General features: G+C 72.8%; 3 protein-coding genes. All 3 read right to left on the bottom strand.

The window, feature by feature from the left end:
* On the bottom strand, window positions 1-391 hold a 391-nt coding region (locus AOK09_RS36895), incomplete at its 3' end, for a flavoprotein (protein WP_322973246.1).
* A gap of 174 nt (window positions 392-565) precedes the next feature.
* The gene (rpoZ, locus tag AOK09_RS36900) at window positions 566-835 is read right to left on the bottom strand and encodes a DNA-directed RNA polymerase subunit omega (protein ID WP_055591510.1); all 270 of its coding nucleotides are present in this window, start codon (window positions 833-835) and stop codon (window positions 566-568) included.
* A gap of 30 nt (window positions 836-865) precedes the next feature.
* Window positions 866-1,301 (bottom strand): guanylate kinase (gmk, locus tag AOK09_RS36905; protein ID WP_055591511.1); only part of this gene is annotated, 436 nt, incomplete at its 5' end.

Raw genomic sequence — 1,301 nt, forward strand, 5'->3', positions numbered from 1 at the left:
CGTGGGCGGCCTTGGCCAGCAGGTCCGCGGTGGCGGGCGCCACCACGACCAGATCGGCCTGCTGCCCGATCCGCACATGGGGGACCTCGTGGACGGTCTCCCAGACCTCGGTGGCCACCGGCCGTCCCGAGAGCGCGGCCCAGGTCGCCTCGCCCACGAAGTGCAGGGCGGACGCGGTGGGCACCACGGTGGTCCGGTGGCCCGACTCGGTCAGCCGGCGCAGCAGCTCGCAGGCCTTGTAGGCGGCGATGCCGCCGCTGACGCCCAGGACCACCCGCGGGGGCTCCGCCGGATGCGCGGCGCCGCGCCGCTCCGGCTGCGTGGGCCCGTCCGGCCGCACGTGCCCCTCCGGCTGCACTCGCTCCTCCGGCTGCTCGGCGCGCCCGTTCATGCTGCTCAGCTCCGGCCTCTGGTGGGTCTGCAGGTCAGGCCACACTGTACGCGCGCGCCCCGGGCAGGTCAGCGGTCAGGCCGACCGGCGCCCGGCCTCCGGCCCCGGATATGCGGACGCCGCGGGCCGCCGGCGTTCCGGCGGCCCGCGGCGAATGTCCGCGTGGACGGCTGACTACTGGGCGGCCTCGATGGCCTCGGCCGTCAGCATGCCGGCGTTGATCTCGCGCAGCGCGATCGACAGCGGCTTCTCGTGCACATGGGTGTCGACCAGCGGCCCGACGTACTCCAGCAGGCCCTCGCCGAGCTGGGAGTAGTAGGCGTTGATCTGCCGCGCGCGCTTCGCCGCGTAGATCACCAGGCTGTACTTCGAGTCGGTGGCCTCGAGCAGCTCGTCGATCGGCGGGTTGATGATGCCCTCGGGCGCGGTCATGGAAGAGGACACGCGAAAACCTTCCGAAAGGGTGGAGAACAGTCAGACTACGTTCATCAAGGCTAGCAGTTCGGCCGCGACCTGCTCGACGGAGGTGTTGACCAGGGTGACGTCGAACTCCGACTCCGCCGCGAGCTCCACCCGGGCCGCCGCCAGCCGCTCCTCGATGACGTCCTGCGGTTCGGTGCCGCGGCCGGTGAGCCTGCGCACCAGCTCCTCCCAGGACGGCGGGGCGAGGAAGACCAGCTGGGCCTCGGGCATGGACTCGCGGACCTGGCGGGCGCCCTGGAGGTCGATCTCCAGCAGCACCGGCTCGCCGCGCTCCAGCCGTTCCAGGACGGGGCCGCGCGGGGTGCCGTAGCGGTTGCCCGCGAAGACGGCCCACTCCAGCAGCTCGCCGTTGGCCACCAGCTTGTCGAACTCGTCCTCGCCGGTGAAGAAGTACTGGACTCCGTGGCGCTCCCCCGGCCGCGGCCGG

It is taken from the genome of Peterkaempfera griseoplana (assembly GCF_001418575.1).
Taxonomy (GTDB): Bacteria; Actinomycetota; Actinomycetes; order Streptomycetales; family Streptomycetaceae; genus Peterkaempfera; species Peterkaempfera griseoplana.